At 56.9% G+C, this 22,448-nt stretch carries 18 protein-coding genes; 4 read left to right on the top strand and 14 right to left on the bottom strand.

The window, feature by feature from the left end; translation table 11 throughout:
• Positions 1-25 precede the first annotated feature (25 nt).
• The 4 genes from ACSYTG_RS06275 to ACSYTG_RS06260 all read left to right on the top strand — a co-directional run bounded on the left by ACSYTG_RS06275 (position 26) and on the right by ACSYTG_RS06260 (position 3,916).
• Complete coding sequence (locus tag ACSYTG_RS06275; RefSeq protein WP_489783901.1) at positions 26-1,486, top strand: NAD-dependent succinate-semialdehyde dehydrogenase; 1,461 nt, start codon at positions 26-28, stop codon at positions 1,484-1,486.
• 79 nt (positions 1,487-1,565) lie between these two features.
• Positions 1,566-2,063: an Lrp/AsnC family transcriptional regulator gene (locus tag ACSYTG_RS06270; protein WP_086646813.1), complete on the top strand. Its 498-nt coding sequence runs from the start codon at positions 1,566-1,568 to the stop codon at positions 2,061-2,063.
• Positions 2,060-2,947 (top strand): GNAT family N-acetyltransferase, encoded by an 888-nt coding sequence (locus ACSYTG_RS06265; protein WP_244896430.1) that lies wholly within the window; start codon positions 2,060-2,062, stop codon positions 2,945-2,947. Before ACSYTG_RS06270 ends, ACSYTG_RS06265 begins: the two co-directional genes overlap by 4 nt.
• Positions 2,948-2,986: 39 nt before the next feature.
• A complete protein-coding gene (locus tag ACSYTG_RS06260; protein ID WP_489783900.1) occupies positions 2,987-3,916 on the top strand; it encodes a 2-hydroxyacid dehydrogenase in 930 nt (309 codons plus the stop codon).
• Between the two features lie 128 nt (positions 3,917-4,044).
• Here ACSYTG_RS06260 and ACSYTG_RS06255 read toward each other — a convergent pair whose 3' ends face one another.
• The 14 genes from ACSYTG_RS06255 to ACSYTG_RS06190 all read right to left on the bottom strand — a co-directional run bounded on the left by ACSYTG_RS06255 (position 4,045) and on the right by ACSYTG_RS06190 (position 22,446).
• Complete coding sequence (locus ACSYTG_RS06255) at positions 4,045-5,328, bottom strand: NAD(P)/FAD-dependent oxidoreductase (RefSeq protein ID WP_489783899.1); 1,284 nt, start codon at positions 5,326-5,328, stop codon at positions 4,045-4,047.
• Between the two features lie 21 nt (positions 5,329-5,349).
• Positions 5,350-6,678, bottom strand: coding sequence for an MFS transporter (locus ACSYTG_RS06250; RefSeq protein ID WP_278741181.1), 1,329 nt, complete (start codon positions 6,676-6,678; stop codon positions 5,350-5,352).
• 13 nt (positions 6,679-6,691) lie between these two features.
• Entirely contained in the window at positions 6,692-7,402 is a 711-nt protein-coding gene (locus ACSYTG_RS06245) for an HAD-IA family hydrolase (protein WP_086646818.1), read from the bottom strand.
• Positions 7,403-7,426: 24 nt separating this feature from the next.
• Positions 7,427-9,883 carry a TonB-dependent receptor gene (locus tag ACSYTG_RS06240; RefSeq protein WP_489783898.1) on the bottom strand — a complete coding sequence of 819 codons (2,457 nt, stop codon included), beginning with the start codon at positions 9,881-9,883 and terminating at the stop codon, positions 7,427-7,429.
• A 443-nt stretch (positions 9,884-10,326) separates the two neighbouring features.
• A complete protein-coding gene (locus ACSYTG_RS06235) occupies positions 10,327-11,016 on the bottom strand; it encodes a cupin domain-containing protein (RefSeq protein ID WP_489783897.1) in 690 nt (229 codons plus the stop codon).
• A gap of 1,554 nt (positions 11,017-12,570) precedes the next feature.
• Complete coding sequence (locus tag ACSYTG_RS06230; RefSeq protein ID WP_489783896.1) at positions 12,571-13,839, bottom strand: tryptophan 7-halogenase; 1,269 nt, start codon at positions 13,837-13,839, stop codon at positions 12,571-12,573.
• Positions 13,836-14,555: a 3-oxoacyl-ACP reductase FabG gene (gene fabG / locus ACSYTG_RS06225; RefSeq protein WP_489783895.1), complete on the bottom strand. Its 720-nt coding sequence runs from the start codon at positions 14,553-14,555 to the stop codon at positions 13,836-13,838. Before fabG ends, ACSYTG_RS06230 begins: the two co-directional genes overlap by 4 nt.
• Positions 14,552-15,022 carry a hotdog family protein gene (locus ACSYTG_RS06220; protein ID WP_489783894.1) on the bottom strand — a complete coding sequence of 157 codons (471 nt, stop codon included), beginning with the start codon at positions 15,020-15,022 and terminating at the stop codon, positions 14,552-14,554. The genes fabG and ACSYTG_RS06220 overlap by 4 nt, the downstream gene beginning before the upstream one ends.
• Positions 15,016-15,765: a beta-ketoacyl synthase chain length factor gene (locus ACSYTG_RS06215; RefSeq protein ID WP_489783893.1), complete on the bottom strand. Its 750-nt coding sequence runs from the start codon at positions 15,763-15,765 to the stop codon at positions 15,016-15,018. Before ACSYTG_RS06215 ends, ACSYTG_RS06220 begins: the two co-directional genes overlap by 7 nt.
• 41 nt (positions 15,766-15,806) lie before the next feature.
• A complete protein-coding gene (locus ACSYTG_RS06210; protein WP_489783892.1) occupies positions 15,807-16,997 on the bottom strand; it encodes a beta-ketoacyl-ACP synthase in 1,191 nt (396 codons plus the stop codon).
• Positions 16,994-19,330, bottom strand: coding sequence for an MMPL family transporter (locus tag ACSYTG_RS06205; RefSeq protein ID WP_489783891.1), 2,337 nt, complete (start codon positions 19,328-19,330; stop codon positions 16,994-16,996). Before ACSYTG_RS06205 ends, ACSYTG_RS06210 begins: the two co-directional genes overlap by 4 nt.
• A complete protein-coding gene (locus ACSYTG_RS06200; protein ID WP_086646826.1) occupies positions 19,327-19,902 on the bottom strand; it encodes a LolA-related protein in 576 nt (191 codons plus the stop codon). The genes ACSYTG_RS06205 and ACSYTG_RS06200 overlap by 4 nt, the downstream gene beginning before the upstream one ends.
• On the bottom strand, positions 19,899-20,801 hold the full coding sequence (locus ACSYTG_RS06195; RefSeq protein ID WP_489783890.1) for a lysophospholipid acyltransferase family protein: 903 nt from the start codon (positions 20,799-20,801) through the stop codon (positions 19,899-19,901). The genes ACSYTG_RS06200 and ACSYTG_RS06195 overlap by 4 nt, the downstream gene beginning before the upstream one ends.
• The gene (locus ACSYTG_RS06190) at positions 20,785-22,446 is read right to left on the bottom strand and encodes an AMP-binding protein (RefSeq protein WP_489783889.1); all 1,662 of its coding nucleotides are present in this window, start codon (positions 22,444-22,446) and stop codon (positions 20,785-20,787) included. The genes ACSYTG_RS06195 and ACSYTG_RS06190 overlap by 17 nt, the downstream gene beginning before the upstream one ends.
• Between the last annotated feature and the right edge of the window lie 2 nt (positions 22,447-22,448).

Genomic DNA, 22,448 nt, shown 5'->3' with positions numbered 1-22,448 from the left:
TCCCCCTTTTGTTAGGACAAACATCATGGCGCTACTCGACCTGAATGATCCCACGCTCTTCCGCCAGCAGGCTTTTATTGCCGGCATCTGGTCTGATGGGCAGGACAGCCAGCGGATTGACGTGGATAACCCCGCAACGGGGGGCATTATTGGCTCTGTACCCGCCTGCACTGCACAGGATACCCAAAAAGCAGTGGAAGCTGCACGCGTAGCCCAGCTGGACTGGAAGCGTAAAACCGGCACACAGCGGGCCGAGGTTCTGGCCACGTGGTACCAGCTTGTCATGGACAATGTGGAAGACCTTGCCATGATCATGACCGCAGAACAGGGTAAGGTTCTGGCCGAAGCAAGGGGCGAAGTGCGCTACGCGGCCTCTTTCCTCAAATGGTATGCCGAAGAAGCTCGCCGGAGCGAGGGGAGTATCCTGAGCACGGCAGACCCTGCCCGACGCGTTCTGGTGCTGAAACAGCCCATTGGGGTCACGGCCGCCATTACGCCCTGGAACTTCCCACTGGCCATGATCACCCGCAAATGCGGCCCCGCCATTGCCGCAGGGTGCAGCATGGTGATCAAACCTTCCGAGCTAACGCCTTTTTCCGCCCTTGCCCTTGCTGTGCTGGGCGAACGTGCAGGCCTGCCCGCAGGGTTGCTAAGTGTCATTACCGGCCTGCCCGCAGCCGTGGGCAAAGTGCTGACCGAAAGCCCGGTTGTGCGTAAACTCACCTTTACCGGCTCTACGGGGGTTGGCAAAATCCTGCTCGAACAATCTGCCTCAACCGTCAAAAAATGCAGCATGGAACTGGGCGGCAACGCTCCATTCCTTGTGTTTGATGATGCGGATGTGGACGCCGCAGCCGAAGGCATTATGCAAAGCAAGTTCCGCAATGCCGGGCAAACCTGCGTTTGCGCCAACCGCGTGCTGGTGCAGGACGGTATATGGGACCATCTGCTGGAGGCCGTCATACGTAAGGTTGAAGCCTTGCAGGTTGGAGCTGGCATGGATGCAGGCAGCACCATTGGGCCACTCATTAACGAATCTGCCGTAGCCAAAGTGCGGGCCCATGTGGAAGACGCATTGAGCAAGGGAGCACGTTACGTAGGTGCACCCCTACGCACGGAGGGCCGCTTTGTGTGGCCGGTGGTGCTTGAAGGTGTCACCACCGAAATGCGCGTGGCTCACGAGGAAACATTTGGCCCCGTGCTGCCCCTGTTCCGTTTTAAAACGGAAGAAGAGGCCGTCAACATTGCCAATAATACGCCTTTTGGACTGGCAAGCTACTTTTTTACCAATGACATCCGCCGTTTGTGGCGCGTGGGTGAAGCGCTGGAATTTGGCATGATCGGGCACAATACCGGCGCCATTTCCATGGAAAGCGTGCCTTTTGGCGGGGTTAAGGAGTCTGGCCTCGGGCGCGAAGGGGGGCATGCGGGCATGGAAGAATTCATGGAAACGAAAAGTCTGCATCTTGGCGGGCTTGACGTTTAACATCCGGAACATTCTGATCAGTGTTCCATCAGCCCCGCAACGGGGCTGACCCATCCTTGCTCTGGAGATCATCTCTGCCATGCAGCCCACGCCAAAGCTGGACAGAATTGACCTTAAAATTCTCACGCAGTTGCAGCGCAATGGTCGCCTGACCAATGTTGAGCTTGCCAACAGGGTTGGTCTTTCGGCCAGTCCGTGCCTTATCCGTGTCAAACGGCTCGAGGCTGCTGGCTACATAACGGGCTACGGCGCTCAGATTGATATCCGTAAGATTACGTCCATCCTGACCGTGTTTACGGAAATCACCCTCTCTGACCACAGGCGCCATGATTTTGCGCGCTTTGAAAGCCATGTCAGCAAGCTGGATACCGTTGTGGAGTGCCACCTTATTAGCGGGGGGTATGACTATCTGGTCAAGTTTATTACCCGCGATGTGGAGCACTACCAGATTATCATGGAAAATCTTCTTGAACTGAACATCGGGATCGAGAAGTACTTCAGTTACATCGTGATAAAATCCCCAATTGTAAAAGAGTCTTTTCCAATTCAGGACTTTTTCCCGGAGCAGAAAATTTGACCCAGACTGCGACCTCCCCCCCAATCCTGCAAACCCAGATTGCATTCCGCCCCATAACTCCGGAGGATCTTCCTCAGGCGTGGCAGCTCTCCAAGGATCTGGCATGGCCCCACAGGCTGGAAGACTGGGAGCAGATGCTTGCTCTGGGTAATGGTTTTGTTGCCACTACCACAGATGGCTCCGTTATTGGCACGCTCCTGTGGTGGGCATGGGGCCCTCAGGCAGCCAGTCTGGGCATGATCATTGTCAGCCCAGCTTGGCAGGGGCATGGTATTGGCAAGCACCTTATGGCGCTGGCCCGGCAGGCCCTGCCAGGTTACCGGCTCCACCTGAACGCCACATCCGCCGGTGTGCCGCTATACGAAAAAAGCGGTTTCCATTCCACAGGTGTAGTTATGCAGCATCAGGGCAATGTTTCCACCGTGCCCTTGATCCCCCTGCCGGAAGGCTGCCGTATGCGGCCCATGGGGGCGGCTGATCTAACCGCAATCTGTGACATGGATAAAGCGGCTCTCAAGCTTGACCGTTCTGCCCTGCTCACGCGGCTGATGGAAGATGGACGCGGGATTCTGGTGGATTCAGAAAAGGGTATTCTGGGCTTTTCCTTCTGCCGCAAATTCGGCTGGGGGCAGGCCACAGGCCCGATAATTGCGCTGGATCAGGCTTTTGCCCTGCCCATGCTGGCATATTGGGCAGGCACCTGTGCCGGGCAGTTCCTGCGCGTGGACATTCCACAGGACGAAACCGTGGCAGGCCTGCTGGACCAGTGGGGCCTGCTGCGGGTGGGTTCTGTTGTGTCCATGTCCACCGAAGTGGTGGAAACAGGTGATGCAGCAACACAGCCCCCCATCTGCTTTGCACTGTGCAGTCAGGCGCTGTGCTGAACCCGGCACGGCTGTTCTTATTTTGTAGGAAACTACGTTATGTCTTTTCTACTCAAATCCACCCGTGAGCGCGCAGAAGTCTGGAAGCCACTGTTCCAAAAGGCGCTACCAGACCTTGCCTTCCATATCTGGCCGGAAACCGGAAACCCCGAGGACGTCCGGTTTATGGCGGCATGGGAGCCTCCGGCGGACCTGCTCCAGCGTTTTCCCAACCTTGAAGTCCTGTTTTCGGTCGGGGCGGGTGTTGACCAGTTTGATATGAGCGCAATACCCGAGCATGTGACCATTATTCGCATGATCGAACCCGGCTTAACTGACGGCATGGTTGACTACGTTTTGTGGGCAACCCTGACATTGCACCGCGAAATACTAACCTATCTGGCCCAGCAGAAGCAGCATGTCTGGAAAACCCGGCATAACAAAATAGCTTCACAGCGCCGGGTCGGCGTTATGGGCTTAGGCACACTGGGCACGCCTGTAGCCAGAGCTTTGGCCCATGCCGGGTTTAACTGCCGCGGCTGGTCGCGCTCACGCCATGCTGTGCCCGACGTAACCTGTTACGCCGGTGGGGAGGAGCTGGACGCGTTTTTGGCTGAAACAGATATTCTGGTCTGCCTGCTCCCGCTAACAGACGCCACGCGGGGCATGCTCAACGCCGATCTGTTTGCAAAACTGCCCAAAGGTGCGCAGGTCATCAATGTTGCTCGCGGGGCGCATCTGGTTACGCAAGACCTGCTTGCTGCACTTGATTGTGGGCAGATTGGCGCAGCCATTCTGGACGTAACAGACCCAGAACCCCTGCCTGCGGAGAGCCCTTTATGGGCACACCCCAATGTTCTGGTCACACCCCATGTAGCAAGTAACAGCCAGACAGAAACCGCAGGGCGTGTGCTCCTTGATACCGTGCAACGCTACCTGGCCGGGGAGCGGGACTTCCCTTCCAAAGTCGATCGCTCCAAAGGGTATTGAGCTTTAATCCGCATTACAAAAAACAGGCAGGGATAACTATCCCTGCCTGTTCCGCCGTCCTGTTCAGTTACCCGTAGCTGTAAGTAACGCTCCGGCCACACCAATATGGGAGTGACCGGATGGCGGTATCAGGGTTCCAGATTCTGCACGTAATCCTTGGCCCGGTAGTATGCCCCCACGACTGGCAGAAAGTGTGACGCCAAACCATAAAACGGAATCTTCGGCCATGACCGCCCTGCCAGAGGATTGGTGCTGGGCATGCCACTCATGGCCTCAGCCATCCGCTGGCCCATGTAAACAGACATCTGTGTACCATGTCCGCTATACCCCATGGTGTAATACACACCATTACACTGGCCTGCACGGGGCAGACGATCAACGGTCATATCCACATCCCCGCCCCAACAGTAGTCTATCTTAACGTCTGGCAAGGCTGGAAGTGTGCGCCGCATGGCGGCAAGCAGCATATGCCCGCTTGCAATATCCGTTGTGGTCCGTGAACGCGAAAAACTGGCCCGGCCGCCAAAAATAAGCCGGTTATCCGCTGTTGCCCTAAAGTAGTTGTGGATGTTCTGCATGGTCACAACATTGCGGCCACCGGGCATGACCTGCTCAAGGGTTGTGGCATCCATGGGCTCGGTCGCAACAATAAAGCTCCCCACCGGCATAATGCGCTGGCGGAACCAGGATGGACCATGCCTGCTGGTGCCAGTTGCCATAAGCACGTTTTTTGCAAAAATCCGGCCATGCGGGGTTGAGACCTCAAACCCACCCTTACCAGATTTAATGGCGGTCATGGGCGTGTTTTCAAAAATCAGGCCACCCGCCTTCATAACAGACTGGGCCAGCCCTACACCAAAACGGCCCATATGCATGCGCGCACTCTGGGGGTAGATCAGCCCGCTGTTAAACAGGTCTGATGCCAGTTCACTCCGGATCTGCTGCCCATCTATAAACTTTACGTCTGGGTCGGCTTCTTTCTGGAGTTTTTCGTAATCAGACAACAGAGCAGCCCGATGGGCCTGCAAGTTGCCAACCTTGAGTTTGCCGCAGCGCTCAAAATCGCAGTCAATCGCGTTATCCCGCACAACGGCCTCAACCGTATCAACCGCCGCGTTGAAGACCTTGTAAAGGGATGTTGCTTTATCCACACCCATATTTTTGCATGCGAGGGAAAAACTGCCCGCAAGGCCATTGTTCACATGGCCACCATTCCTGCCCGATGCCTCGCCTACCACGCGCTCTCGCTCAAGCAGCACAACAGATGCATCCAGCTGGCGTAACCGCAGGGCAGCGGAAAGGCCGCTAAATCCCCCCCCTACCACCACAGCATCCACTGAACCGGGCAGAGCGGCAATGGAACTGGCTGTGAATGATGGGGCTGTTTCCAGCCAATAAGAGGTTAACTTCATAACGCGTTCCTCATAACCGTATCAGGAAAGGGTAATATGACTAGCCTGAGAAAGACTAAGCCCTGCTGTTTCTGGTGCCCAACGCCAGGATATAAGTGCCCCAAGGGCAAGAAGAGCAAAAGCGCCAAAAAGAGTTGCCTGCACGCCAAAATGGGCTACCCCAACAGGGAGCAGAAAAGTACCCAAAGCAGCCCCCAGCCGACTGGCAGAGGAGGCAAAACCAACCGCAGTGCCGCGTATTTCTGTGGGGAACAGTTCATTGGGATACACGAACTGAAGGCCACTCCCCGCAGCTTCCACGGCTGAATACACAATAAACGCAACCAGAACCGCCCACCCGGCCTGCCCTGGCCAGACAACAATAAAGAGCAGAGAGAGTGCCGCCAGCACAAAAGACCAGATCAGGAGTGTTCTACGCCCGATCTTGTTAATCAACCCGAATGTGACCGGCAGAATACCAAGGAATGTAAAACATGTGACCACACAGGCCGCCAGAACAGGGTTGGTCAGGTGCATTTGCGCCAGAATTTGCGCCTGCAAAGTATGGATGGAAAATGCAGGAGCACTTTGCAGTATCCAGAACGCACTCACAAAAAGCAGTAACCCCCGGTAACGTGGGCTGCACAGCAGGGCCATAACCTGCCGTATTCCCCCTGCCGCAACCGTAGGGGAAGGTGCTTCAAACGCAACATCCATTTTCAGGAATGTTTTAACAATATGCCGTGCTTCCGCCGCCCGCCCAACACTAAGCAGCCACAGAGGAGATTCCGGCATACCCGCACGGCATAGCAGCAAAAAGAGTGACGGTACAAAGCTGGAACCCAGAATAAGCTGCCAATTACCGGGAAAAAACGAAAGCAGCGCATACCCGATAATAAAACTGCACACATACCCCAACCACCAGAAGGTGATTAGCCCGCTCAGTGCCGGTCCACGCCAGCGCCGGGGCATGAACTCGGTCACGTAAGCTGTCGCAATCGGATAGTCCGCGCCAATGGCAATGCCGATAAGAAAACGCCAGACCAGCAGCCCCGTAAAGCTGGCACAAAAAAACTGGGCAGCGGAAAAGACCGTGAACATAAGAATATTCACGGTATAGAGGATCTTGCGCCCGAACCGGTCGGAGGTGACCCCTCCAGCCAGCCCTCCCACAAAAACACCGGCCAGAGAGGCAGCGCCCACAAGCCCCGTAGCGTTGGCTCCCAGATGGAAGCTGGAAACCAGCAACGGCAGCACAACGCCAATAATGCCCAGAATATAGCCATCGCAAAAAGGCCCGCCACCAGCAATAAGCGCTAGACGTAAATGAAAGGCCGATGCTGGTATGTCATCAAGGGTCCGGACTTCCATGCCTTGTATCCTCTCAGGAGTATAACATCTGCAGGCCGCCCTGGTCTGCCAGGTCTGCGAGTTCCTTCAAGGTGGAAAAATGGTAGTCTGGTTTTGTCAGGGTTTCGACCGCAATGGTGCCTCCAAACCCGCCAATGGCTTTACGCCGCTCGATCCAGCATACCGTGTAGCCCAGTTTGCGGGCTATTCCGATGTCATGGTACTGGCTTTGCGCAACATGCAGAATATCTCCTTGCAAAATGCCATCCCGGCTCAGGCGACCCCGGGCAAAACCAAAAAAAGCGGTATCTGGCTTTTCGCACAGCGCATCATCCACCGTAATGGAATCATGGAATGGCATGCCGAGTGTTTTTTCCATACCGGAAAAAGCCCAACGCTGCGTGTTGGTCATGGCCACGAGCTTGAAGTGCCTGCCAAGGCGCTGCATGGCTTCCACGCTATCTGCAAACGCGGGCCAGTCTTTGGCGGCGTAAACAAATGCGTCGGCATAGGCTTCTGTTTCAGGCAGGCCAAACTGCGCAGCAAGTTGCAGGTAAATGGGCTTTAAGTCCTGCGGAAAAGGCAGGGTCTGCCCGCGTGCGCGCATACCTCTGTAAGCACTCAGGAATGCCTCACGCTCGATGGCAACCCCACACAACTTCTGCAGCGCATCCATCATGCCGCTTTCAAAGTCGATCAGGGTACCGACAACATCAAAGGTTAATGCTTTGGGAAAACGGGCCACGTCACAATCTCCGTTATTTAGTGCTTAAAAACCTGTTGAGAAGGAAAGAACACCGGCAAAACCACCGCCGACATAATACTGCGGAGCACTCCCCGCGACCGTATGGCCATTCACCACCATGCTCCGGGCATTGGTTTTGATGCTGCTTGTGCCAGACAGATATCCGCTATTGCCAATATTGAGCAGGTTCAGCTGGATCTGAGGGTGCTTTGCGAGCCACATATTCTTGAAGCGATAGCCAATGTTGGCATTAAACGTCTCGTAGCTCGGGATGGATTCATCGTTCATGAACGTTGAATACTGTTTGCCGATGTAGTTCATGTTGAACCCACCAAAAATGGATCCATCATCATAGTTCAGGCCAATTGCCGCCGTGAATTCGGGGGTATTGACAGCCCGCTTACCTTTGGTTGGCAGGGCAACCGTTGTGTTGGAGCCATCGCTGGTACCCGCAGACAGGTTGCTGTCGATGGTTGCGTGTTCATACTGCCCCGAAACGTATGGGCTGAAGTGGTGCCACCGGCGCAGCCCGACTTCCAGCTGCACACCGCGCATGGTCTGCCCACCTGCATCAATGGATTCAGAAACAGGCAACCCACCTTGATAAGTGGTTGTGCTCAGTTGCCGGTGCGTAAAGTTATAGTTGAACAGAGCGACAGATACGTTGGCAAAACCCGTGTGTCTGTAACCAATTTCCTCACCAATTGCGAACTCCGGATTAATCTTGGTCGCATGCCGGGAGGACAGTTTGCCACTGCTGATGCTGTAGCGGTCCGCATAGGTCATGATCGAGGCAGGCATACGGAAGGAAGAGGTGCCGTTAATATAGATCTGGTCATGTGGCGTAATTTTAAAGCTGGCCATGAACTGCGGCAGCGGCTCTGCAACACTCTGCCCGGTTGCGTAAGTTACTCCCGGCACGTTGTTGGTTTGCGAACGTGTGACCATGACTTCCTTGAACCCGGCCGTGAGTGTCAGCCGGTCATGGAATGCCTTGTACGTATCGTTAATGAACAGCGCGTTAGTTTGCTGGATGAGATGAATGTCATATGTCCGCAGCACACTGCCATTGGCGGTCAGGATGGGGTTGTCGCCCCACATGCTTGGAACACTGCCATTGGCGTTAACAGCCTGATAGCTCTGCGGCTCGGACTGGTCAAAATAGGAATACCATGCACCGCCGGTAACCGTATTGTGCCCACGCGTCCAGGACAGGGCTGCGTTAATACCCGAATATGCCAGCGTGTAGGTATCAATAGAGTCCGCGACAATCGTGTTGTTTGTGCCCGGAACCTGGAGTGGCCCTGCCGGGTTGGGGCCCAGAAAGCTGTTGTTCCGATCAAGCGTGGTGCCTCCGTTATCATACCCCCACGAGTAGGTGAAATATGGCGTAACATCCAGCGCAAGCCCGTGGTCGAACTTCATGTTGATCGGCGCACCCAGAATGAACTTCTTCATCCTGTTTTCATAATACTTGTAGTAATTCCCGGGGGAGGAACCAAAAGGTGTATCGTTGTAGTTGAAATTGACACCCTGTGCATCCCACTGGGCCTTGGTGGGGGCACGCAGGTAATACTGCTGGGCATCGTTGTAGCTCATGACAAAGGCTGCGTGGTTATCGCGGCCCCAGTCTTTCACAAACTTCATATCAACATGGTAACGCTGGGTTCCACCCACTCCGCGCCATTCGTCCGCCACACGGTGCGAGAAGGAGATAAAGCCACGCACACCTGTTTTGCCAATATCACCCGTTTCAACACGAATAAAATGACGGCGCAGGCTAAAGGAGCCATAAGACGCATCAATCAACCCACCAAAATGGTGTGAAGGATCATGCATGGTTTCAGACAGCTCCCCCCCAACCGCGTTGTAGAGCGGGGAGCGTGTATCTGGTGAACCCTGTGTCAGTGTAAGGGACTGGATGTTTTCGTTATCCGCTGCGGCAGATGTATAGGGCAGCAAATACACGGGAGCCGCCGCGGGAATGCCTTCAAACAGAAAGCCGATTTCCTGCTGGTTAAGCCCGCGCACGGTCAGGCCCTGCTGGTCATCATTCGTTCCAAGCGGGTCGTTGCCTGCATACACAACACCGGGAAGGCTGGCCACAAGGGCTGCCGGGTTGCTGGTCGGGCTCTGCTTGGCAATATAGTCACGCGTCAGACCACTGCGGGATTTGGCAATGGTTTGCGGTGGCATCATACCCCCACCGGGCGTTCTGTTGGTAACACCATTGGACAGGGTAACATGGCCTGTTACACCGACTTCTTCCGTTTTTGCCGATTCAACCGCAGTTGTTTTGCGCGCGGCTGGGTCTGCCTTGGACACATCGGAGTTTTTGCGCGGCGTTGCTTTGGCATGCCGTTTTGCTGCTGGTGTGGAGTGATCTGTCTCCGCCCACGCTGTTCCGATACCGGAACAATATAGTCCGCCAAAACTGGCAAAAGAGGAGACCGAGAGCAGCAGTGCCAGAGAACGGGACATACCCCTCTGTGCTACATTGCGCGGAAACCGCGCCAGCGTACAGTTCCGCGAAACAAAAGAAGTTTGAGTGTTTGCCATGCCTATCCTCCGGAACACCCAAAATAGGGCGGTAAAGCGTGAGACAGCGCCAGTTGTCCGAATGATTATGTGCGGATCGGTGCAGCGGAATACTCCGATTTCCTATGCTATACAGTACATCATATCGTTTTTATAACGGAATGAGTAAAATCCTCCCGAAGCCTGATATTCCCCTATTATGGCCAAAGCCCCCTTACCTGCCTGCACGAAATATGGCCTGCTGCGGGTGATATGCCCTGTTCAAAAACACCCCGAATTTCCTTGGAATGGAGCATATAAAAAAAGGCTGCCATTTTGCATGGCAGCCCGTTTGATGTTTTTGCGGAACCCGGTTTTTATACCCCGCTCTCCAGACGTTCCTCGTTTTACGGTTCTGTGGGACGAAAAATAACATAGACTTTTTTCACCATCTCAAGACTTTCCCAAGAACAGCTTGCCCCCCGGCAGATCAGGAAGGCATCCCCGGCTTTAAAAGTCTGTTTTTCTCCCGCCTCGTTCACAAAGGATACGCAACCTTCAAGCAGGTACATGAACTCGTCATGCACATAAGGAACCTTTTTCCTGTAATAGGGAGTTGCCGACCATGTACCACCATAGAACTGCCCTTTGCACGACCGCCACGCAGGCGCACTCTGGCACTCCGGTGTTGGGCCAGTCAGATACTCGGCTGGCGGCGGATTAGAAGGAGACATAACCGCGGCGGGGTCAATGGCAACCACGCCGGACTCGCCCTTTTCCGCTTCTGTTACCCCCATCGCAAACAGGCGGGTGCCGGGTGTGGCAGACCAGTCAAACGCTGTGCCAGCGCTTACCTTGCTCCCCTGCCCTTCCGTCATGCCAGTACCGTTTATGGAAAACTGTCCATCCAGCACAAACAGAAAAACATCTTCATTGCCAGCATCAACATGGCCCGTGCCTTGTGGTGCTACCAGTTCGAGCGAAACTGCCCCATCAGCCACGGGCAGCGCGTAGCGGGCTGTTTTGTAATCTCCGGCGGTAAGCGGGCATGTTGCTGCCAGTGCCTTCAGGTCCAGAGCACGTTGCATGTCGAGCATTTTTCTTAAATCCTGCGTTGCATGGGTTCAAATGGGTCAGGCCGGGCAAAGCCCATTCCCATGAGGATAACCCCATCCATTACGCAGGATATGGTGGTTTTAGCGCCAAAAACGCCATTTCCATTTTATTACGGGTCCGCATCCAATAGATCACCCCTGTTCAACCTATGGAATTTGAACTCCCACCTTGCGCAATATGCAGACCGGAGTGCCAGATGAACAGAGATGCGGCATGCTCCTTATTTTGATTGCCCCGCCGCTTGCCTTAACTTTCATAAACGGTCAGTCTAAAGGCCAAGCGTGTTCCTTCCATTTTGATTTCGAGAATGTGTGTGCCCTCTTTTAAAGCTTCCTGCGCGGTCTCCGTCGCGTTCTGCCTTCTTGCGGGCTGCACACCACCTAATTTTAACACCCCCGGCCCCTTGCCGCAGGAAAGCACCTACAACGCGCTATTCCCCCAGTGGGCCGAACTCTGTGCCGTTTCACAAATCTCCAAAAAACCCGGTTATGGGGCAGATATTGCCGGGGGACCGGGTGGGCATGCCGTCCTGTTCCTGCATGGGGCCTGCCTAGACCCTTCCTCCCCCTACCCGGTGCTCAAAGCCTGCCCGCAGGGTGAGACCGGGGTGAGCATGAACGCCCATTTTGTAAACGCAAACTGGGTTGGCATACCCGGACGTGCGTTTTTTTATAATGGTATTCTCAAACCCGGAGAAGGTCTGACGCGGGAAGCCTACCAGAACACGAAAATGGAGGCACAAAAGCGCGACCTTTACAGTGCCATTACATTCCGGGACTGGGCGTTGGCAGACAGGCCAGCCAGCACCCCGGCAGAAGACTGGAAATACGAAGTTTCCATCGGCACAGATTACGCCGTAAGTTACGGACGCGCCCGATACTGCGCCCGATTGCCGGTCAGTTCGACCCAGATGGTCCAGATTGTGGACTTTCTAAACAGCCGCAACGCACTGTACCGCTACGGTCCCAAGACATTTGAAACCAATGTCATGCAGGATAACTGCAACCATCTTATCCATAATGCACTCGCGGCAACGGACTTCTGGCATGAACTGCCTGTTCATCAGTTCATTCTGCAGGCGGCGCTGACCTTCCCTGTTCCCAAAAACGAGGTGGTCAACCTGCTGGACCGGGCAGATCGCCACAAACCGGGTGACCTCCACGCCCTGTTCCATGACCCGCAAACCCGCCAGACCCTGTTGCGTGATGGTTGGCTACCGGGGGAGCCGGGGGTTATTCTGGACTCTAACCCTGTACAGACCCCCAATGCGGTCTATAACACCAACTTGTCCCTTATTTTTTATGATGACCCGCTGCTTGGCCACTACAACCGGGCATTCAGCCGTTATCTGGCTCAACCGCGTTACCATGATCTGCGTGCCAACCTGCTCTGGTATCAAGCACTTTACGCACAAATCGCGGCGGAACGCCGGCCTTTAGCTGAGTGGCTGAAAAAAGAGCCTGCGGGTTTTGCTGCGTTTTATAATGCCTATTACATATGGCTCGGCAACCAGCAGGCTCTTGTAGCAAAAGGGCTTAGTTTGCTGCCCGCTTCTTCGCCCATTTCCAGCGCATGGCCGCCAGCACGGAGCGAAACGCCAGCAGAGGCGCCTGCACCCGCCAGCGCCCCACAAAGTCCCCCGCCAGTAGCGAAATAATAGCGTCACGCATCCGCAGGATATTCCGGGGGTTGAGGAATAACTCCCGTTGCACCGGGTCGTTAATCCCGTAAATCAGCCAGGCGACGCGGCGCATTTCCTGTCGTGTGCAGTATTCCTCACGCCGGGCGGCCTTGCGCCCCTGTGCGGGGCTGCGCAGCCATGCCCGCGCCACCCGTGCTCCACGGTAAGCACTCTTCATGGCCAGCAGCACACCGGACGAAAACACAGGATCCAGGAACGCAAACGCATCCCCGATCATGTAATACCCTTCCCCCCATGTTTTGTCCGCGCAATAGGAGTAGTTTCCGGTGGTTGTCAGTTCCCCCAACTGTTCTGCTGGTGCCAGACGCTGTGAGACACTCGGGCTTTCCGCCACCTTTTTCCAGAATAGGTCTGTTTTGGGGCCGGTATGGGAGCTGAACGCATTTTTATCCCCCACAAAACCAACGCTCATAATGTTGTCACGCAGGGGGATCATCCAGAACCATCCGTCATCCACCAGATGGATGGAAATATAGCCTTCCATATCCGCTTCACGGCGTTCAACATTGCGGAAATGCGCAAAAATGGCTGCTGTAGAGTTGTTTTTATCAGCGTGCCGCGTATGCAAACGCCGCGCCAGAAATCCGTCCCGCCCAGATGCATCCAGCACAAAGCGGGGCGTAAAGGTGTGGGTTTGCCCGGCCTCGTCCTGCGCAACAACCTGCGTTGGCTGGCGGGGCGTAAAACGGGCTTCTGTTACCCGCAGACCTTCAAGGGCCTCCACCCCATGCGCCTGAGCATTGCGGAACAGGATTTCATCAAACTCAGAGCGCCTGACCTGATACGCATGTGTATCCTTCGGGCTGATCGCATGGCTGAAGGGAAAAGCCAGCCGCCCCTCCCCCCGGTCTGATACAAATTCGGCACCGGGTTTAAATACCCCGATCTCGCGCACCTTATCCAGCACGCCAATGTCTCGGAGCAGCTCCATGTTGCAGGGCAGCAGGGATTCACCAATATGGAAGCGGGGATGCAGATCTTTTTCCAGCATAATGACCGACACACCCTGCCGGGCCAGCAATGTGGCGGCTGTGCTCCCCGCAGGCCCGCCACCAATAACCAGAACATCGCATTCCCGCGCAGACATATCCGAACCACTCATGCCATACCCCCATTAACCCCAATGGTCTGCCCCGAAATGTAGGCAGCCTGTTCCGAGGCCAAAAACCCTACCAGATGAGCCACTTCTTCCGGTTGCCCCGCACGGCGGGCCGGAACCATAGAGGCAATATCTGCATCGCTCACAACCGCTGCCGTAGCAGGGGAAGCAATAATGCCCGGCGCTATGGCATTCACTGTAATGCCGCGGCTGCCAACTTCGCGCGCAAGGGAGCGCACTGCCCCCTCCAGCCCGGCTTTTGCCGCGCCGTAATTGACCTGCCCCCTGTTCCCCATCTGCGCGGTAATGGACGACAGGGCAATAATACGCCCCCAGCGGGTACGGGTCAGGGGGAGCAGCAGCGGTTGCACCACATTAAAAAAACCATCCAGCGATACGGCCAGCACATCCCGCCACTGGGCTGGGGCCATACCCGCCATTGTTACGTCGTCATGGGTGCCTGCGTTATGGACAATAACCTGCGGAACGCCCGCTTCCAGCACTGGAGCCAAGGCTTGTCTGGTCGCATTGGCATCTGTCAGGTCGCAGCACCATAATTCAGCGGAGCCACCTTCGGCCCGTATGCGCTCCACAACCTCCTGCGCCCTGCTGCGTGAGGCATGGGCATGCACCAGAACATGCAAGCCATTCCCCGCCAGTTTATGGCAAATAGCGGCCCCAATCGGGCTGCTACCACCGGTTACAAGTGCGCGCTTCATTCAGCCCGCCCCGCACCAGCTACAGCGCGTTGAAACATGACTGTCCCGCGACCTTGCAAAAGCAGATCCCCCGGCTGGGAATGAACGGAAAAACCATAAACCATACCAGCGCTATCGACCTGCTCGCGCAGGACGTCAATCTGCAACAGGCCATATTCTGCACAATCCAGCCGGTCGCACTGAGCCTGCAGGTCACGCAGGGCTGCCAGATAACCGCCTGTTCTGGCCATGGTCTGCCCTGTAAGGGCACCATGGAGTGCCGCGGCCTGCATGGCCATTTCCGCCCCGACCAGCACCCCCAGCTGCCCAGCATGGCGCAACGGGTTATCCGGGTACAAATGGGCCGCTGTATGCGCGCGCAATGTAGTATCCGACCAGAAGGAGCAGGTATCCAGCAGGCAACTCGCACCCTGATGCGGGATTAAGGCCAGAATATCCACGCGCTCCAGCTTTACACGCTCTAACATGGCTTTACCTCCGCCAGAATGGTCCCCGGCTGGCAGGTCACATGCACAATGCCCTCCTGCCCTCTGGCAATCTGCTGGAGTAATGCCAGCCCCCCGGCCGCGGGGTTACTCCGCGCAAGCTCTGCAAGTTGGGGGGGCAAGGTTGTATCCTGCGCCACGGCTCCGGGAGCATGGGTTATCTCCAGCGTGCAAACCGCGCCCTGCGTAGCCTGTGGCACCAGCACAAAGGCGCAACCAAATGTGTTGTGCGTAATACGGACTTTGCCAATTGGCCCAGGTATGGGCAGGTCATAGGCCACAAACAGCACGGGCGCATTTTCCACCACACATTCGGCAGCCGCCTTGAGCAACCCTTGCGCAAAAGACCAGTCATAACACCCCAATGCCACAACGGGGGCCAGACTGGCGTGCCCTATGGTCCAGTACCCTGCAGGCGCATTATGCACCGAGTTATGAAACTGGGTCGGAGAAACCTCTCCTCCGGGCATGCTCAGGGCGGTTAAAATACTATCCACCACAGCTCCATCCCCATTGGAACTGGCGAATACCCCCCTTATGTCTGCCGCCTGTACGCCTGCCTGCGCGCAGGCTTCCTCCGCCAGCGCAATTGCCAGGCGGGTTAACGGGCCACAACGCCGCCGCTCATTGGCGGGCAGGCAGGTAGCAGGCGGAACCTGTACCGGTGCGGGTGCCCAGTCTTCCTGCCCTTGCAAAACACGTGCGGCATGTGGCCACCCAGACAAACCCGGTCCCCAGACCGAAATCCCTTGCACAGAAACCCGCATCACACGCCCTCAAAAATCAGGCTGCAATTGGTTCCACCAAAACCAAAAGCATTGCTCATTACCCGCTGGACCGGCTTATGGAGTGTGTCTGTCAGCACATGGCTGTTAAATGTGGGGTCAATCTGCTGCACATTCAGGCAGCCCGGCGTAAATCCCGCCCGCATCATCACAAGAGCAAACATGGCCTCGATAATCCCGGAGGCTCCCAGAGTATGCCCCGTCCAGCCTTTGGTGGAAGAACAGGGTACGCTACGGCCAAACAGGGTATGCACGGCATGGTCCTCCATGGCGTCATTCACAACCGTACCGGTCCCATGCAGATTGATATAGTCTAGTTGCGAGGCATCTAGCCCGGCCCGTTCCAGTGCCTCACACATGGCTGCCACAGCCCCGCGTGCCAGCGGATCGGGGGAGGACATATGGTGGCCATCACTACTCACCCCATAACCGACCCACCGCCCCATGACGTCAGCACCAGAGCGCGCTCCTTCACGCTCGAGCAGAACAAAGCCTGCCCCTTCCCCTACGGAAATGCCGGTGCGTTGCGCATCGCACGGGCGGGTTGGTTCCGCACTCACCAGCCCGAGGGCAGCAAACCCCCTTAATGTCATACGGCACAGGCTGTCTGCCCCGCCAACGACAACGGCATCACACAGCCCGGCCTCCAGCCAGTGACGGGCATCCACAAATGCACGGGATGAAGAGGCACAGGCGTTGGAAACACTCAGTATTGGCCCTTCCAGCCCCAGCCGGGCCGCCACAAACCGGGGCAGTGAGAACAGGTCCTGCGTATGGGCCTGATCAAACTCCGGGGGCGGTGCACCAGTTACCGGGTCCAGTGCTTCATAAGCATCTTCGGCTGAGAGAATACCAGACGTGGAAGTGCCCAGCACCACGGCAATCCTGTGAGCACCATAAAACTGGCGGGCTTTCTGCACTGCCTGCGCAAACCCATCCTGCGCACAAGCCATATCCGCCAACTGGTTGTTGCGGCACGTAAAGCCGGGGGCAACTCCCTCCAGCACATGCGTGCTAGCTTGTGGCACACAGCCGACATAGCCTGTTTTTATTCCGGCAAAGTCACATGGTGTTAGCCCCGAACGGCGCGCCAGCAGCGCATCTTCGGTCGCGGCCAATCCTCGCCCGATTGCGCTCAGGACTGTTCCAGCGGTTATGGCGAGTGGTTTCATGGTCGGTCTGGTGGTCCAATATTCGGGCGTTGTCCAGCCAGAAGAAAGCCGTAGATCATGGCTAACGCAACACCAAAAGCAACGGTTATCCCAATTTCGCGCAGTAATGGGGTCTGGCAGGCTGCCAGAAGGCCAAAAGTCAGCACGGTCATGGCATTGCAGGTCAGCAATGTGCGCATGGTTCTGGCCCGTTCTTCCGCGTCCAACTGGGGGCGCGCAAAGAACAGAGCGTAATCCAGACTAACCCCCAGCACAAACTGTAGGGCAATCAGATGAATGAGTGTAAGGGGCTGATGTAACAGGGCAAACGCCCCCAGCACCGTAATCTGCACCGCTCCCACAGCCCCGATCACGCGGAACATACGCCTGGCATTGCGCAGGCCAACCAGCAGCACAACAAACGCCAGCACACACCCGACGGCCATCCAACGCAGTGTACGGCCTGTATGGTAGGCCGAGAGGCTATCCACCTCCCTGCGCATATCCAGCACCAGAACATCCGGCTGCCCAGCCAGCGCGCGTTCTACAGCCTGATGGTCCTTCACACTTTCCGGAAAAACGAGGCCGAACCATTGCCCGCCCCGTGCAAACAACAAGGGAGCCATTGCCGCCCCAACCGGCGTGCCCAGCATATCCTGCGGTAACAACGGGGGCATTTGCCGTGCACGCACCACATCAGCCACAAATGCATCAAAGGCTGTCGCACGGAAGGGTAGTCCCTCCCTTGCCTGTGCAATAGCAACCTGCAACACGGCCGGGGGCGGCAACTGGCTGGCCCGGCTGCGCTGCATCTGCACCGAAGGCAGCAAACGTACAGCCTCCTGCACACCTGCCAGTGCGCCCTTTTGCTGCAATTGCGCCCATACTGGTGCCAGAGCCTCCTCCCGCTCCAGCACTGCCTGCGCATTCTGCCCTGAGACTGCCAGCATGAGTGAAGAGTCCGGCACACCAAGATCACGGCGTAATGAATCGTCCAGTCGCAGGGTTTTCTCTGGCAGGGGGCTAAGGGCTGTAAGGCGAGTGTCCATAAGCGGGGGAGAACGCCATAACGCCACCGCGCAGAACATAACAGGCAGGCAGACCAGAACCCGGTAGCGCCGCCAGCCTTCTGCCACAGCCAAAGGCCCGGACGGCCCACTCACATGCGGTGCCAGATCTGCCGCAACGACCAGTCTGGGCATGATATGCAGGGTAACAAGCGCTGCCACTACGAGCCCTACGGCAGCAAACACGCCCAGTTGCGCCAGCCCGGGCAGCCCGCAAAACACCATGCCGGTTAGCCCCAGCACAGCCGTTGCAACACCCAGCCGCAAACTATGGCCAATACGACGCAGGGTTGCCTGTGGGCCTTCACCATGGTCACGGTGCCCGATAAGCAGCACCGGGTAATCCAGCGCCACACCCAGCATGGTCATGCCAAAGCCGAATGCAATGCCATGCACAAAGCCAAAGGCCAGACGCACGACAAGCATGGCAACACTCAACGAGAGCAAAAACGGCACACCAATAGCTGCCAGCACCCACAGCGAGCGGAACCGCCAGTAAAGAATACTCACAACCAGCGCAAAGGAGCACAGCGCCATCATATCCACATCGCGCCGCATGCCCGCCGCACTGGACACGGCAAAAACTGACGGGCCGCTCATGAGCAGTCTGGCCGAACCGGGGTGCAAGGCGGCAAATGCTGCCGTTATGGTCTGTTCAACATGAGCCTGCCGGGCAAGGTCCATACCCGGGGCCTGCGTGCGCAACAACAGCAGGGCACGTGCCCGGTCCGGCGCAAACCAGACGCCCTGCACCACCCGAACACGCACATCCGGCTCCAATGCGCGCACGGTCTGCACAAACGCGTTTGTCGGGTCCCGCAGGAGTGCATCCGACAAAACGGAGCCTGCGGCGGAATCCAGCCCATCCAGAACATTGGAAAATGCCTGCCCCAGTGCCTGTGCATCCAGCTTGCGCACAGAATTATCGGGGGCAAGCTGGTAGCGATGCTCAAACAGGAGATTACGCAAGGCCTCGGCCTGATCCGTGGCAAAAACACCATTCAGGACAGAAACAAACTGGGAATCCCCTGCAAGGGCTGTGTGCAGGCCCAGGCTAAGCCGGGCAAGTTCGGGCTCAGGAGCTCCCTCCACCCCCAGCATGATAACAGTGCCTGCCACACCGCCCTGCACTTCGCGTAATAAAAAGCGTGTTCCGTCATCATGGCCTTTGGGCAAAAAACCCGCCATATCCATCCGCAGCGGGATATTCAGGAACACCAGCACGGCAAACAGAACCGAAGCCGCCAGCGTTATGGCCAGAACCCCGGGTTTTCTACGCGGCCTCACGGGTCGAGGGTCAGGGTTTGCACATCCCCATTAGCCTGCACAATCTTCAGGCTCTGTATGGCGTTATTGCGCCCCTTCAGCACGACCAGACGCACCAGATGCACCGCCTGCGGGGAAAGAGGCGCCATATTAAGTGTCCATGCGCCAAGGTCGCCCTGTGCGCTCAGGGTGTAATCATGCGTCAGGCTTGCCATGTCCCCTTCCAGCGGTGCGCGCATGGTTGTGACCAGCAGTGCAAGAGCAGGGCTTTGCGACAGCGGCACATTATGCACACTCCCCGCCCCCCGCTGGATGGAGACCATACTCCCGTCGATCACCAGTTTTTCGGGGCGTGGGGCCTGCGTGTTTTTCTCCAGATATGCGGGGCGATGGAACAGCAGCACGCCACTGGAGAGCAATGGGTGCGTAAGAGCCGCCATATCCTTTTGTTCATGGAAAGGCTGCGCACGCTCGGGCACCTGCCCCAGATGTGCAATAATCTGCCCGGTCAGGTCTGTTCCGTTATCGACCGCCCATGCCTGCCCCATGCCTGCAAGCAGCCCCCATGCCACCAGAAGAGAAAAAACTTTCACGGCAGGTCTTTCCAGTAATCATAAAAATTAAACCATGAGAACGGGTGCCTGCGGCACAGCGCCTCCATCCAGCCCGCGTATCGCTCCGCCGCCTGTTGCACAAAAGCGGATCGCCCCTGCCGGGATGTGGGGTATGCCACACCAAACGGCACAAAATTTACGTCATAAACACCATCTGCTGCACGTATGGCGCTTACGAGCACAATGGGAGCGCCTGTAGCCATCCCCAGCCGGAAAGGCCCTTCAGGGAGCAAAACATCCCCTCCCAGCATTTTTGTGCGGATACACCGGTCTGTATCGGGCGTTCTATCCCCCAGAATACCAACTACCTCCCCCCGCCCCAGACTTTCCGCAACGCGGAGCATGGTATCCACCTGCCCGATGGCAATAATAGTCTGTGCGTAAGTAGGGTCCAGCGTCTCCAGCACATCTGTGGCTCCCCCCAGATTGGAGCGGTACATGAGCATACGCAATGTTATGCCGTGCTCCCGCCCCAGAGCCCTGAGCGCTTCAAACGACCCGATATGTGCTCCCAGCAAAAGACACCCTCGCCCACCCGCCAGAGCCTGCAAAAAGCACTCCCGCCCCGTAACCCGCACATGTGGCATGTCCGTGGTGTTTTGCAGAAAAAAAATACGGTCCAGCACAACCTGTGCGAAGCACCGCATATGCCGCATAATGGTGGTTATTGTAGGGCGAACAGGCAAAGCACGACGCAAATAAGCGCGCGATGCCCGACGGGCCGCCCCGTTATGCAGAAAAAAATACAGCGTAATGGGGCCAAGAAGCCACTCCAGCCGCCGCCTTCCAACCTTGCGGGCCAGAAGCAGCGCAACCTGCATGGCAAACCGGTTACCCCGCTCCGGCACAACCCAGCGCCTGTCAGCCGTGCGTAGCATGCTCTTGTTTTGCCTTTAACACGGCCCGCATGACAGGCTGATCATTCAACTTGGCGGTCAGGCGCACAACAGAGCCTGTACTCCGGGCCAGAAAAATCACTTTCTGGCCCGGAAGAACCGGATGCAGAAATTTGACCATATCCACATGCAAGCCGGCCTGCCCCAACTGTTCCAGCCCGGCCTCCAGCAGCAAAACACCGGGGACAACCGGATTGCCGGGAAAATGGCCCGGCAGGCAGGAATGATCAGAAGGCAGCGTAAAAGACCCGACTTCCTCCTCCTGCATGGCCTGCCCTGCCATGGCACGCAACGCCTGTAAGGTGAGCTTACCCAACGCATTGCGGGGTAAGGCAGGTACCAGTCTGACGCTACGCGGCAGAAAAACCGGCTCAATCTGCTCCCGCAGGGACAGCAGAATGCTCTGGGCACTCAAGGTGGAGGATACGGCAAAAACCTGCATCCGGGCCAGAACATTGGTGGCTTCACCTTCAGGAGGCAGAAATGCCCCATCCTCCACACCGGGAATGGCGTTTAACACTGCATTCAGCGCAGCAAGAGACGTCCGCTTGCCACCCAGCTTGACCACATCCTTCATGCGGCCCAGCAGCAAAAATGTGCCATCGCTCTGAGTTTGAATAAAATCGGCGAGCAGATAGCTCGGCACACCCGGTGCTGAAACTTCAACACCGTCCGCACGTTCATGCGGAGTGACACCTTTATACCACTGCCAGTGTGCCCCGCTCACCGTCCGCCGGATGGCCATGGAGCCTGTTTCTGTCGAACCGTAGATTTCGGTCACTTCTGTCCCAAGCACTTCTTCCGCCTCAGCGGCAAGCTCAGGCGCAAGCGGGGCCGAGGCCGAGACCACCCGCCGGATAGCTGGCCAAGCCAGCCCCGAACGCAACATGGTGCGCAACTGCAAAGGTGTTGTGACCAGAATGCGCGGGGCAAAAGCCCGGTTCAGGCTGGCCTGCCAGTCCGCCGGGTAACCACCGCCCCCGGCAACCACGGTAACGCGCGTATTCAGGCATTGCAGCACCAATGCCTCAAACCCGTACATATGGTACGGCGGCACAGTGCCAACCAGACAGGCCGGGGCATCATCCGGGTCCAGCAGCACGCGTGCTGTTACGCTGCGTGTAACCAGCCCACCCCAATATTTACGATGCCCGACCGGTTGCCCTGTGCTCCCCGAGGTAAAAACCAGCGCCACCAGTGTATCCGGCTTGATGACAGGGTTATGGCAGGGCTGAGCCGCACTTTCAGCCGACGGAGGCATAGCCAGAACATCTGGCACCGTTAGCCCGCTACCGGCGAGCAATGCGCTCTCGGCATCTCCCTCAACACTGACACAGACGGCATTATGCTCCTGCGCGAGCTCTGCCAGCCGGGCGGGATTACGCTCGCTGCTCAACAGCACATGCTGCCCCCGCAGCAAGGTTGCTGCAAACAGGAGTGTAAAATGGCTCACACCTGAGCAGACAGGCACAATCGGGCAGTCTGGCAGCAAGGCAGCCACCGCATGGGCGGCATGCAGAAAACTCCACCCTGTAACAGCCCCCTGATCGGTCAGAAAAAGCGATCTGTCAGGAGCATAAACAAGGGAAAGATCAGGCCATTGCTGGTCAGGCCTCATATTGGGCATCA

The organism is Acetobacter sp. ESL1128, from assembly GCF_058505085.1.
The sequence above is the reverse complement of the archived record's forward strand: the minus strand, read 5'-3'. Positions and strand labels throughout refer to the sequence as shown.